Annotated in this window: 9 protein-coding genes; 2 read left to right on the plus strand and 7 right to left on the minus strand. The window is 61.0% G+C overall.

What is annotated here, in order from left to right; translation table 11 throughout:
* Positions 1–83: 83 nt before the first annotated feature.
* The 3 genes from SGN16_RS23435 to SGN16_RS23445 form a co-directional block, all read right to left on the minus strand.
* Positions 84–1187 (minus strand): extracellular solute-binding protein, encoded by a 1104-nt coding sequence (locus SGN16_RS23435; protein WP_210640501.1) that lies wholly within the window; start codon positions 1185–1187, stop codon positions 84–86.
* 216 nt (positions 1188–1403) lie between these two features.
* Positions 1404–2852 carry an aldehyde dehydrogenase family protein gene (locus SGN16_RS23440; RefSeq protein ID WP_335945108.1) on the minus strand — a complete coding sequence of 483 codons (1449 nt, stop codon included), beginning with the start codon at positions 2850–2852 and terminating at the stop codon, positions 1404–1406.
* Complete coding sequence (locus tag SGN16_RS23445; protein WP_335945156.1) at positions 2849–4486, minus strand: 5-guanidino-2-oxopentanoate decarboxylase; 1638 nt, start codon at positions 4484–4486, stop codon at positions 2849–2851. Before SGN16_RS23445 ends, SGN16_RS23440 begins: the two co-directional genes overlap by 4 nt.
* A gap of 160 nt (positions 4487–4646) precedes the next feature.
* On the opposite strand from SGN16_RS23445, the gene SGN16_RS23450 reads away from it, so the two are divergent.
* Positions 4647–5528: a LysR substrate-binding domain-containing protein gene (locus tag SGN16_RS23450; RefSeq protein ID WP_210640505.1), complete on the plus strand. Its 882-nt coding sequence runs from the start codon at positions 4647–4649 to the stop codon at positions 5526–5528.
* Positions 5529–5657: 129 nt separating this feature from the next.
* Here the strand turns inward: SGN16_RS23450 and SGN16_RS23455 are convergent, their stop codons facing one another.
* On the minus strand, positions 5658–6677 hold the full coding sequence (locus SGN16_RS23455) for an alpha/beta hydrolase (RefSeq protein WP_210640512.1): 1020 nt from the start codon (positions 6675–6677) through the stop codon (positions 5658–5660).
* Positions 6678–7084: 407 nt separating this feature from the next.
* Between SGN16_RS23455 and SGN16_RS23460 the strand changes: the two genes are divergently transcribed.
* On the plus strand, positions 7085–7819 hold the full coding sequence (locus SGN16_RS23460; protein WP_210640513.1) for an EthD domain-containing protein: 735 nt from the start codon (positions 7085–7087) through the stop codon (positions 7817–7819).
* 82 nt (positions 7820–7901) lie between these two features.
* Here SGN16_RS23460 and SGN16_RS23465 read toward each other — a convergent pair whose 3' ends face one another.
* The 3 genes from SGN16_RS23465 to SGN16_RS23475 all read right to left on the minus strand — a co-directional run bounded on the left by SGN16_RS23465 (position 7902) and on the right by SGN16_RS23475 (position 12030).
* Positions 7902–9035 carry an FAD-dependent oxidoreductase gene (locus tag SGN16_RS23465; RefSeq protein WP_335945109.1) on the minus strand — a complete coding sequence of 378 codons (1134 nt, stop codon included), beginning with the start codon at positions 9033–9035 and terminating at the stop codon, positions 7902–7904.
* Positions 9036–9527: 492 nt separating this feature from the next.
* The gene (locus SGN16_RS23470) at positions 9528–10997 is read right to left on the minus strand and encodes an NAD-dependent succinate-semialdehyde dehydrogenase (RefSeq protein WP_335945110.1); all 1470 of its coding nucleotides are present in this window, start codon (positions 10995–10997) and stop codon (positions 9528–9530) included.
* A gap of 16 nt (positions 10998–11013) precedes the next feature.
* Positions 11014–12030, minus strand: a complete 1017-nt coding sequence (locus tag SGN16_RS23475) for a dihydrodipicolinate synthase family protein (RefSeq protein WP_210640520.1) — start codon at positions 12028–12030, stop codon at positions 11014–11016.
* Positions 12031–12046 lie beyond the last annotated feature (16 nt).

Consider the following 12046-nt stretch of genomic DNA (forward strand, 5'->3'; position numbering starts at 1 on the left):
CCACCGCTATCGCGAGCAAGCTCGCTCCCACAGTGGATCGGCGGTGGAGACAGAGTCCATGCACATACCCAGTGGTGCTCGAATCAGGAAGAGAAGATTTCCGTGTACCGGCGAATCCACTGGTCATGCACCGTCGCCAGGAAGGCGTTGTCGTGCATGATCGCCTTGTCGGCAATTTGCTCCGGGGTGAGGATGTACGGGCTCTTGCGCGCTTCGGCGGAGATGATGGCCTTGGCGTTGACCGGGCCGTTGAAGATGTCTTCGGCCATCTTGCCCTGCACCAGCGGGTCGAGGGAGTGGTCGATGAAGGCGTAGGCCAGGTCAGTGTCACCCGGGCGGTTTTTCGGCATGACCGAGAGCATCAGGTCGGTGTAGAACCCCTCCTTCATGCCAAACGTCGCCCCCAGGCCGTAGGCCGGGTCGCGGATCTGCTTGGGGAAAAACGCCGGCGCGTACAAGCCCCCCATGTCCAGGGAACCGGTACGGAACAGCTCGGCGATCTGGTTCGGGTTTTCCCCCAGGGTCACCACCCGGTCCTTGAGCTCGGCGAGTTTCTTGAAGCCGGGTTCGATATTGTGTTCGTCACCACCGGCCAGCTTGGCGGCGATGATGATCAGGTCCATGGCCTCGGTCCAGTTCGGCGGCGGCAGGAAAATGTTCGGGGCCAGGTCCGCGTCCCACAGTGCGGCGTAGCTGTCCGGCGCCTGTTTCAAGGTTCGGGTGCTGTAGACCAGACTGTTGCACCACAGCAGGTAACCGATGCCATGGCCACCAGCGCCCGTGCGATATTGCGCCGGCACATCGGCCAGGTTGGGAATACGGTTGAGGTCAGGCTTTTCCAGCAACCCGGCGACGGCCAGGCCCTCGGCGCCGACGCCAGCCAGGGTGATGATGTCGTACTGCGGCCGGTCGCCACCGGCCTTGAGCTTGGCCACCATTTCCGAAGTACTGCCGGTGCGGTCGGCTATGACCTTGGCCCCGGTCTTGGCCTCGAAGGTTGCCGCGATGTTGCGCAACGCCGCCAGCCCGGTGTCGTCGGACCACGTGAGCAGGCGTAGGGTCTTGCCGACGAACCGCGTGTCACTGGCCCGGGCGCTGATGAAGGGCACGCTCATGGCGGCCGCCGCTACCGAAACCACACTTGCAGTCTTGATGAATTGACGTCTGTTCAGATCATGCTCGCCCATGGAGGACTCCCTTTATTCTTTTAAGTATGAGGTGGGTAAAAACCGCTGCGCCCGCACCGTTCGACATCGAGCAAAGCCCCGTACTGCTTGGGCTCTGCCGCCGCCTGCGGCCATCCTGGGGTTGTGCAAAATCCCTGACTATCGAAAAAAACTCATTGAAGCCATGTTCCTGGCGCATGCCTTTTTTCGAGGCATGCGTGACCTGATAACGTGCCGTCAGACCGCCCGGATCACATGCTTGATTTCCTGAAACGCCGCCAATCCCCAAGGCCCCAATTCGCGGCCAAGGCTGCTCTGCTTGTAACCACCCCAAGCTGCCTGGGGGAAAATCACCTGGGGGGCGTTGATCCACACCAACCCTGCCTGTAAGGCGTTGGCCACCTGTTCGGCAGCCGTCGTATCACGGCTGACCACACTGGCCACCAGGCCGAAACGGCTGTCGTTGGCCAGGGCGATGGCCTGCGCCTGGGTGCTGAAACGGCGTACGCACAGCACGGGTCCGAAGATCTCCTCGCACCACAACGCACTGTCCAGGGGCACATCGGTGAAGACGGTCGGCTGTAAAAAAAAGCCGCGCGGCAGATGCGCGGGCCGCTGTCCACCACACACCAGCGTCGCCCCGGCGCTCAAGCCACGGTCGATATGCCCCAGCACGCGCTGGTATTGCGCCTGGTTGACCAACGCACCCATCTCCACGTCCGCGTCGAACGGGTCGGCCACGCGGATCGCCTCGGCGCGGGTCTTGAGCCGCTGCAGGAACTCATCGGCCAGTTCATCGGCGACCAGTACGCGGCTGGTGGCCGAACACATCTGCCCGGCATTGAAAAAACCGCCGCCGCAGGCCAGTTCCACCGCCAGGTCCAAGTCGGCATCGGCCAGCACCAGCAAAGACGATTTACCGCCCAATTCCAGGCTTACGCCCTTGACGGTTTCCGCCGCCCGCTGCATAACCTGCACACCCACCGCATTGCTGCCGGTGAAGGAAATCTTCGCTACACGCGGGTCCGCCGCCAGCGGCGCTCCGACAGCCAGGCCGGTGCCACAGACCAGATTGAACACCCCGTGGGGCAAGCCGCATTCGGCGATGATCGACGCCAGCGCAAGCTCCGGCAGCGGCGTGACTTCCGAGGGCTTGAGCACCACACAGCAGCCGGCAGCCAGGGCCGGGGCGAGTTTCCAGGCGGTGGTGACCATCGGGAAATTCCACGGCACGATCAAGCCGACCACACCGCAGGGCTCGCGGCGCAGACGTGCGCTGAAATCAGCGCTGGGCAATGCCAGCGGACTGTCTTGCCGAACGTCCAAGCCTTCGGCCAGTTCGGCGTAATACTCGAACGTGGCAACCACATCGTCGACATCGATGGCCGCTTCGAACAGCGGTTTGCCGTTGTTGCTCGATTGCAGGTGCATCAACCGCTCACGCGCCTCCCGCACGCCGGCGGCGATACGGCGCAGAAGCGCACCGCGCTCGCGGCCAGAAGTGTTCGACCACGGGCCGAAAGCCTGGGTAGCGGCCTCCAAGGCCTGATCGACGGCGTGTTCATCGCCGCCATAAACAGTGGTCAGCAGTGCCTCGGTCGCCGGATTGATCACCCGTAGCGGTTGCTCACCTGCGGACCATTGGCCGTTGATGTACAGCCCGTCTTGCGTTGTGAGCACACTCATTTCGACACCTCAGCCATCCAGCGTGCCTGATCGATTTCGATCAGCGTCGGCCCCTGCCGGTCGCAAGCGGCGAGCAACGCGGCGTACAGTTGCGCCACGCCGTCGATGGTTTCAGCCGCGCAGCCCAAGGCCTTGGCGACACCAATGAAATCCGGGGTGTAGATGTCCACACCCACCGGTTCGATGGCGCGATTGACCATGTATTTCTTGATCTCTTCGTAACCCTGGTTATTCCACAGCAGCACGATCACCGGGGTCCGCGCTTCCACCGCGCAGGCCAACTCCGGCAGGGTGAACTGCAAGCCGCCGTCGCCGATCAGGCACACCACCGGCGGGCGACCGTGCCCCAGGTCCTTGCCCCCGAGCCAGGCGCCGATGGCCGCCGGCAACGCATAGCCGAGGGTGCCGTAGCCGGTCGACGAGTTGAACCAGCGACGTGGCTGTTCCGGGTTGAAGGTCAGGTTGCCGGTGTACACCGGTTGGGTGGAGTCGCCGACGAATACCGCGTCGGGCAGCGCCTGCAAAACGGTGTCGAGAAATAGCGTCTGAGCGCGAGCCGCAGCGTCCCAGCTCCCTGCCAGATCGGCCCGCAACCGCGCAGCGCGCGCCGGCCCCCAATCGCCGCAGCGCTCGGCCAAGGGGTGCGCGTTCAACCCGTCGAGCAGGGCCCGGGCAGCCGTACGTGCATCGGCCACCAGGGCCAAGCGCGGTGAATAGTTGCGCACGGTCTGGTCCGGGTCGATGTCGATACGCAGCAACGCACCGGGGATCTCGAAGCCGCCGGCAAAGGTAATGTCATAGTCGGTTTCGGCCAGTTCGGTGCCGATGGCCAGCACCACATCCGCCTCGGCCACCAACGCCCGGGTGGCGACCAGGCTCTGGGTCGAGCCGATCAGCAAAGGATGTCGGGATGGCAACAGCCCCTTGGCATTGATGGTCAACGCTACCGGCGCGCCGAGGCGTTCGGCCAGTTCGCTCAATTCGACCGCCGCGTCAAGGGCGCCGCCACCGGCCAGGATCAAGGGCCGCTTGGCCGATGCCAGCATGGCCGTCATTTGCTCCACGGCATTGGGTGCAGCGCCAGCGCGGCTGATGTTCACCGGCACGCTGGCGAGCAAGGCATCGGCGTCCTCGACCAAAACGTCCAACGGAATTTCGATGTGTACTGGCCGCGCACGCCCAGCCTGGAACAAGGCAAAAGCCCGGGCCAGCACGGCGGGTAATTCAGCGGCGGACATCAGCGTGTGGGAAAACGCCGCCACCCCGCTTACCAATGCACTCTGGTTCGGCAGTTCATGCAACTTGCCGCGTCCTCCACCCAACTGGCTGCGCGACTGCACACTGGAGATCACCAGCATCGGGATCGAATCGGCATAGGCCTGGCCCATGGCGGTGGTGATATTGGTCATGCCGGGGCCGGTGATGATGAAACACACGCCGGGCTTGCCGCTGACCCGGGCATAACCGTCGGCCATGAAGCCTGCGCCCTGTTCATGACGCGGGGTCACATGGCGGATACTGGAACGGGCCAGCCCGCGGTACAACTCGACGGTGTGCACGCCAGGGATGCCGAACACCTGCTCCACGCCATAGCCTTCGAGTAACTTGACCAATACTTCGCCGCACGTTGCCATTGCCACTGCCCTTTTTCTTGTCTTGGACGGGGCCCCGCGCAATGCGCTGCGAGCCCTTTTTATCTTTGGTAATGGCGTTATTGGAACGGTCCGACCATAGCGGCAACAATGGATAAAAAGTCATACTAGCCATGTCTTCACGTCATGGCTTGGATCCGAAATGAAACGACTTCCCCCACTGCCGGCGTTGCACACGTTTCTGATCACGGCCCAATGCTGCAACTTCACCCGGGCCGCCGAACAGCTGCACATTACCCAGGGCGCGGTGAGCCGGCAGATCGCCGGGCTGGAAGATCACTTGGGTTATGCACTGTTCCAGCGCCAGGCCCGCGGACTGAGCCTGACCGCCGAGGGCCAGGCGTGGCTGCCTCGGGTGCAGCAGGTGTTCAGCCTGATCGGCGAGGCGGTGGAGCAGATCGGCGAAAAACGTCAGAGCCTGCAACTCAAGGCCCCGACCTGCGTGATGCGCTGGTTGCTGCCACGCCTGCTGCAATGGCAGAAGGAACGCCCGGACGTGCCGGTGGAACTGACTACCACGGCCAGGCACGGCGTGGACTTCCAGCGCGAAGCCTTCGACGCCGCAGTGATCTATGGCCCGCCACCCGACGCCTCACTGGGGTGCCTGCACCTGTTCGACGAACAACTGACGCCCGTGTGTTCCCGCCCGGTCCTGGAGGGCGCCGTGCCGCTGCGTGAACCCGCCGACCTGCAACAACACCTGCTGTTGCACCCCACCCGTGACGAGCGCGACTGGAACGCCTGGCTGGAGGTTGCCGACGTGCACTTGAGCAATCTCAACAAAGGCCAGCATTTCGAAACCCTGGACCTGGCAATGTCCATGGCGTCCCAGGGCACGGGCGTGGCGATTGGCGACTGGTCGCTGATCGGCGACGACCTGAGCGCAGGGCGGCTGGTGATGCCGTTCGAGCTGAAGGTCAAGACCGGCTTGGGCTATCACCTGGTGTACCCGCGCAAACCCCAGGCCTCGGCGCAATTGCAGGAATTGATGGAGTGGTTGGTGGAGCAGGCTCAGGCGCGGTAGAGGCAGGAATCTCGATCGTTCCTACGCCCCGCGTGTGAATGCTGCCAGGGACGCTCCGCGTTCCGCTTCTGGAAGGTGACGCAGCGCGTCAAGGGATGCGTTCCCACGCAGAGCGTGGGAACGATCAAATCAGAGCAAATTCGGCGCCTGCACCGGTTCGATCTGCGCCCAATGCGAGGTGTCTTCGCGGTGCTGCTTCAGATAGGGCAACACCGCCCCCAGCAACGGCGCCTTGAACGCATCCTGGAAACGATGGGCCAGGCCCGGGATCAACTTCAACTGGCTGCCTTGGATATGCGCCGCCAGATGCACCCCATGCATCACCGGCAGCAGCGGGTCAGCAGTGCCGTGAACGACCAGGGTCGGTACCCGCAGCTGGTTGAGCAACGCCACCCGGCTCGGCTCAGCCATGATTGCCATGATCTGGCGCTTCACGCCCTCAGGGTTGAAAGCCCGGTCATAGGCCAGTGCCGCCTGATGCAGCAGCGCCTGACGGTCGTCGACCACCATCGGGCTGCCCAGGGCGGCCAGCAGGTCGGCCTGCTGTTCAAGGGCCATCTCGCGATTCGGCGCACCGCGCCGGGACAACAGTTGCACCAGTCTTTCGCTGGGTGCGGGCAGGCCGGCGGCGCTGGAGCTGGTCATGATCAAGGTCAGGCTTTCGACCCGCTCGGGCGCCATGGCCGCCATGTGCTGGGCGATCATCCCGCCCATGCTGGCCCCCAATATATGGAAGCTTTGCACGTGCAAGGCGTCCATCAGCCCCAACCCGTCGTCAGCCATGTCGGTCAAGGTATAAGGCGCGGCCACGGGTAAGCCGAGCTTGTAGCGCAAGGCTTCGAAGGTCAGGTTGGCGCTGCCGGGCGCCTGGCGCCAGGTGGACAAGCCGACATCGCGGTTGTCGTAGCGGATCACCCGGAAACCTTGCTCGCACAGGGCAACCACCACCTCATCCGGCCAATGGATCAATTGCCCGCCAAGCCCCATCACCAACAGCAACGCCGGATCCGAGGCACGACCAATGCTCTGGTACGCCAGGCTAACCTGATCCAGATCGACCCGTTGGGTCGCAACGTTGACGTCACACCGAGAAGCCGCCATCGACGGCAGGCCGAACAACAACGCGGCCAGGAAAATGAATACACGCATGAAGAAACACCGAAACGCAGAACCCCAGTAGAGCGCGAGTCTGATGAAGTTTGTTCAAGCGCGCTGCCACAGTTACGTGACAGTTTGATGAAGATTGCCGAGCGGTTGCCTTCCTCCGGACGAATGAAGCAGCGAGCCGGGCATTGCTGCTGTGGCGAGGGGATTTAGCGAAACGTCACAGCGCCCCGCCGGACGGCGCGGCAGGCCCACACCAGCAACTCAATCGTCATGCATGTTTTTTAGTGATACCTGCCAGCAGAAACACCGATTGGTTTGCCAGGCAACGTTGGCCTTATCTTTTATTTCTAAAAAACCTAAGGTGGAGCCAACCTCTAGAAAACCACACGCCTCGGTGTTTAGAACGACAAGAACAATTCAATTAAACCCTCCCAGACGCGAGAGTCATCATGATTAAAATGCTAGCCGCCGTACGCCGGAAGCCCGGAATGACACATGCTGAGTTTTTGGATTATATAGAGCACCAGCATGGAAAAATCGCCCGAGCCAAACCTTTAGGTGTCAAACGATACGTGCAAAATCATGTCATCGACTCTGCTTTCGGCGTTGACGCCGACATGACCTACGCAACAGGCTTTCACAGAGACTCCATCACCGAGTTATTTTTTGACGACATGTCAGGTTTGATCCAAACCTTCAGTGATCCCTATACCCAACAAACCGTTGGACCTGACGCAAAAAATTTCGCTGACCTGGCCAACCAGGCCGCTCAGTTGATGGATGAAGTAGAGACCTCCAGCACAGGTACCACGCCCCTCCAATGGAAGGCGATGATCTTTCTGAAAAAGAACCCCGCGGTGAACCTGGATAGCTTTTTCACCGCATGGGATGTGGCGCACGATGCGATCGCCAATCAATACCCAAACTTTCAAAATGTCCTACGCCGGCATGTTCGTTCCAGGTACCTGCCCGAAGGTGACAGAGTGACCTCCTATTTCGGGCCAAACATCGCGGTATACGAAGGGGCTAGCAGCATGTGGTTTGAACATGAAGCCGACTTCTCTATCTTTCGCCAGTATCAGCGAGCACTGTTCCAACAACTTTCTGACGAAGGGGTCGCGCTGGCATCAGAGTCCTTTTTTGTGTATGTCAAAGAAGTGGTCATTATGGACCTGAGCCAGTAACAACTTGATCGATGGGGCGGCTGTTCTACATCACTTCAACGCGGGTTTTGCGCAGCGGATGTAGAACAGCGACTCATTTGACTCAGATAGGCTCAGCCAACGTAGCCGTGGAATCTCGCATGATCTGAGCATGCTCTTCCTTGTCACCGGCACTTTTTTCTATCTCGCACAGCCGTGCGGAATTCTCGACCACCAGTTGGCAACGTTCCCAACGCCGCGCTTCGAACCGGCTCAGGGCGGCCTGTAGATCGCTATCGGCGAACAGTTCTTCGGCAAGCACGATGGCACTCTCGATTCCAATCCCAGCCCCGGAAGCCAGATGTGGCGTGGTGGCATGCACCGTGTCCCCGATCATCACGATGCGGCCTTTATGCCAGGGCAGCGGAACCAACAGATTGGCCAGTGGACGGTAGTCGATATTGGCGCCCGGCTCGTACAGTTGCGGCACGAGCGTTTGCAGGATCGGTGCGGGGAACTCAGCCAGAAGACGCGCCATTTCGCTTGCCCAATTGACCGGATCAATCCACTCGGAAAACTCGCGGTTTTCCATGAGGAACATGTACATGTGCGTTTCGGATATCGGATTGACGCCGACCTTGGTGCGTCCCAACCAATGACTGGGGCGTACGATTTCCGGCGGACGCTTGAGCACCGCACGCCAGACACTCTGGTGAATGGGTTTTGGCGAGGGTGCTTCTGGAAAAAAGTCCTTTCGCATATGCGAATGCACGCCATCGGCGGCAATGACCAGGTCATAGCGACCGCAGGTGCCGTCGGTGAAAGACACGTCAACGCCATCACCACGCTCGACGACGCTGGCGAACGTAATGCCCAGGCGCACGTTGGTGCCGACTTCCCGGGTCTTATCGGCAAAGATTCGCGCCAGCACCGGGCGCAGGATGCCGCCACCACAGGGAATCGGTTTATGGCTGACCGGAGGTCGCAGCGCCAACTGTACGATCAGGTCGCCTGCGGGTGAAAACACATCGAAATCGGTCGACAGATACCCTTCGCTGGCCACCCTTTCAAGGATTCCGACTGTATCGAGCGCTCTCAACGTCGGCCCACTGAGCGTAATACCTGCCCCCAGGGGACACCACAAAGGATCTATTTCGACCAGGTCGACTTCGACGCCCTGACGGGCAAGCTGGATCGCCGCGGTCATGCCGGAAAAACCGCCTCCGACGATCAGGACCTTATTGACTGCTGCACTCATCACGCTCTCCTAATTATTCTTATTTCAATCGGGCTGACATTGCATGGCGCACCGACGAGCTCTGCAGCGCTATCGACTCACTGCCGCAAGTTCATAAAATTCCGACTGACAAAGCCGGAGCAACAACGAGACTATCGAATCGGCTATCCGCGCTGAAATCGCTTTCCACAATCCGAGGTATCGCTGGAGAAGATGGGTATCGCGGGGGCATCGGAGAATCAGGTGGCGGTGGTGTTGGATATGCCTACGCCTTCGCGAGCAAGCTCGCTCCCACAGGTTTTTGTGTCGTGTGCAAATGCTGTGAACATCCGTGAACCCAATGTGGGAGCGGGCTTGCTCGCGAAAGCAGAGGGTCAGTTTGCGGTGATGCTGGATGTGCCTACGCCTTCGCGAGCAAGCTCGCTCCCACAGGTTTTGTGTCGTGTGCAGCTGTTGTGAACACCCGTGAACCCAATGTGGGAGCGAGCCTCCAGGGGCTTTAACTGCGTTGGCTCAAACGCTTTCCAAGCCATCCCAGCAGAGGTATTTCACCTCAAGGAACTCGTCGATACCCAGATGAGATCCTTCCCGCCCAAGACCGCTCTGCTTCACGCCACCGAAGGGGGCGACCTCATTCGAGATCAACCCGCAGTTGATCCCGACCATGCCTGATTCAATGCGTGCAGCGTTACGCCAGATTCGCGCCGCATCACGACTGAACAAGTAGGCAGCAAGGCCATACTCGCTGTCGTTGGCCATGGTGATCGCCTCGTCATCCGTCTCGAAACGCAACAGCGGCATGACCGGGCCGAAGATCTCCTCCCGGGCAACCTTCATCGTATGCGTCACATCCGCAAGCACCGTGGGTTGGAAGAACCCGCCACCGATTGCATGACGGCTACCGCCGGCCAACAGCCGCGCCCCCTGCGCCAGCGCATCGTCGACCAGCGCTTGGGATTTCTGTACCGCGGCTTCGTCGATCAACGGCCCCACCTGCACACCGGGTTCCAGACCGTTGCCTACTGTAAGCCGTGCCACGCGCTCGACAATGCGCTCGGCCAGTGCGTCATAAACCCCAGCCTGCACCAACACCCGATTCGCGCCGATGCACGACTGGCCGCTGTTGCGAAACTTGGCCAACATCACTCCGTCGGCAGCCGCATCAAGGTCTGCATCGTCAAAGACGATGAAGGGTGCATTGCCGCCCAACTCCATCGAACATTTCTTGACGGTCTGCGCCGCTTGCGCCAACAGCAGCCGGCCCACTTCAGTGGAACCGGTAAACGTAAGCTTGCGCACCAGTGGGTTGGCGGTGAGTTCGCCGGCGATATCCCGGGTGTCATTACCGGTGATCACGCTGAAGACACCCGCCGGCACTCCGGCACGTTGGGCAAGCTCGGCGAGGGCTAGCGCCGTCATCGGCGTCTGGCTTGCCGGTTTCACCACCATCGTGCAGCCCGCGGCGAGCGCCGGAGCGGCCTTGCGGGTGATCATGGCGGCCGGGAAGTTCCACGGCGTTATGGCGGCGCAGACCCCGATGGGCTCGCGCAATGAGACGATACGCTGGGTGTCTTTCACACCGGGGATCATGTCACCACGCACACGCGTGGCCTCTTCCGAAAACCAGCGGACGAAAGAGGCGGCATAATCGACTTCACCACGGGCCTCCTCCAGTGGCTTACCCTCCTCCAGGGTAATCAGCGTGGCGATGTCCTCACGGTGTTCGACCATCAACTCATACCAGCGGCGCAACACCTCGCCACGGCGTTTGGCCGTCAAGCGTCGCCACGGACCAAAGGCCTCATGCGCTGCATCGATTGCCCGGCGGACCTCGGGCACGCGGCAGCGCGGCAGCTCGGCGAGCACCGTTTGATCCACCGGATTACGCAGCGTGTACTGACCGTGCGGCGTCTCGTTCAACCACTCACCCGCGATGTAGGCACCAGTACGCCACAGCGTGGGATCTTTCAATAAATGCTTCATTTGGCAATCCTCATCATCAGCAAGGGTGACGCCCGATCATGAAGGCGCTATCGGGATCGGATGTCACCGGCAGGCCCGCGGCAACCAGCCCTTGACGCAGGGATTTCATCAAGCGATCCGGCACACGCATCGCCGGGGCACGCAGGGGGCCGCCGTTGAAACCGGCGAGCCAGTCCTGGTATTTCCACATCGTGCGGTTGAGCACCCCGGTACCGCCGGCATAGGTTTGAGCGGCGGCGCCGTTGGCGCTGCGTGCCGGATTGACCTTCCAATACAACTCCATCGCCTCCTCGAATCGCCCGGTGCGCGCCAGTTCGAAAGCCTTCGGGTAGTAATCGCTCATCCAGGCGGTGTTGCTGGTGCCGGAAAACTGCAGCTTCATCAGGCTCATCAAGGGAATGGCATCACCTTCGATCGGGCAACTGATCACGACCTGATCACGGAAGTGGTAATACATCTCGCAAATGCCCGCCGGCAGCGGAAACCCTTGCTCCGATTTGATAGCCGCGATATTCGGACAATCGGCCAACAGACGACGGACCAACTCCAACGACATCCCCGCTGGATGCACGCGCTCAAAGCCCCATAGCGGAATCGGGAACAGCATGACGGCAAGCTCCGTCGCGTCGCACAATGACTTGGTGTAGTCGTAGATTTCCTGCTCGTTGGTCGGCCAGAACTGCGGTGGATAAGAGAGCAGGACGATGTCGGCACCGGCATTCTCGGCGAGCTTCACTGCCTCGATGTTCTCCGCCAGCGTGCCAAACGCCGCGTGGAAAAACAGGATCAGGTCTTTCCCCGACTCACGGGCCCAAGCGGTGAATTGCGCGTTTTCCTGGGCAGAGATCGCCAGCTCGCTGCACAGCAATGTGCTGCTGTAGCCCAGCCCAACCGTGTGTTCTACGTCGTGGCGTATGCCGCGCTCATTGAGCCGCTTGAGATCAGCACTGAAGCTTGGAATGGTGACTGCCGAGCAGCCCACCAGGTTTTCACGCGCCCAGGCACGGGCATCAGCTTTCTTGTAAGTGGCCATGATGATTTCCTTCGTT

This window comes from Pseudomonas sp. G166, from assembly GCF_037027455.2.
Lineage (GTDB): Bacteria > Pseudomonadota > Gammaproteobacteria > Pseudomonadales > Pseudomonadaceae > Aquipseudomonas.

Excerpts from the sequence above, each read along its gene's own strand:
- SGN16_RS23435 (WP_210640501.1), bottom strand. The coding sequence starts at position 1,187 with ATGGGCGAGCATGATCTGAACAGACGTCAATTCATCAAGACTGCAAGT.
- SGN16_RS23440 (WP_335945108.1), bottom strand. The coding sequence starts at position 2,852 with ATGAGTGTGCTCACAACGCAAGACGGGCTGTACATCAACGGCCAATGG.
- SGN16_RS23445 (WP_335945156.1), bottom strand. The coding sequence starts at position 4,486 with ATGGCAACGTGCGGCGAAGTATTGGTCAAGTTACTCGAAGGCTATGGC.
- SGN16_RS23450 (WP_210640505.1), top strand. The coding sequence starts at position 4,647 with ATGAAACGACTTCCCCCACTGCCGGCGTTGCACACGTTTCTGATCACG.
- SGN16_RS23455 (WP_210640512.1), bottom strand. The coding sequence starts at position 6,677 with ATGCGTGTATTCATTTTCCTGGCCGCGTTGTTGTTCGGCCTGCCGTCG.
- SGN16_RS23460 (WP_210640513.1), top strand. The coding sequence starts at position 7,085 with ATGATTAAAATGCTAGCCGCCGTACGCCGGAAGCCCGGAATGACACAT.
- SGN16_RS23465 (WP_335945109.1), bottom strand. The coding sequence starts at position 9,035 with ATGAGTGCAGCAGTCAATAAGGTCCTGATCGTCGGAGGCGGTTTTTCC.
- SGN16_RS23470 (WP_335945110.1), bottom strand. The coding sequence starts at position 10,997 with ATGAAGCATTTATTGAAAGATCCCACGCTGTGGCGTACTGGTGCCTAC.
- SGN16_RS23475 (WP_210640520.1), bottom strand. The coding sequence starts at position 12,030 with ATGGCCACTTACAAGAAAGCTGATGCCCGTGCCTGGGCGCGTGAAAAC.